The organism is Arthrobacter sp. E3 (assembly GCF_017353415.1).
GTDB lineage: Bacteria > Actinomycetota > Actinomycetes > Actinomycetales > Micrococcaceae > Specibacter.
The window spans coordinates 1-255 of sequence record NZ_JAFMPX010000142.1 but is presented as its reverse complement, the minus strand read 5'-3'; the positions used below and the strand labels follow the sequence as shown (position 1 = coordinate 255).

Annotated in this window: 1 protein-coding gene; it reads right to left on the bottom strand. The window is 54.1% G+C overall.

Annotated features, from left to right (window positions below):
• On the bottom strand, positions 1 to 255 hold a 255-nt coding region (locus JMA46_RS17700), incomplete at both ends, for a hypothetical protein (RefSeq protein ID WP_207346509.1).

Below are 255 nucleotides of genomic sequence, written 5' to 3'. Positions count from 1 at the left end.
CGGGATGATCCTTACCCCGGAAGAAATGATTAAAACCAACCTCGTACAACGTCGACGCACCAGCATAAGTGGAAATATGCCCACCCACACCAATATCAGGAGCCTGCGCACGATGCACCAAAATAGCCGCGTTCCACCGCAACCACGCACGATACTTCCGCTCGATGCCCTCCTTGCCAGGATACTCAGGCTCCTGATCAGCCGGAATCGTGTTCACATAATCAGTAGTCGTCACCATCGGCACCCCAACACTGC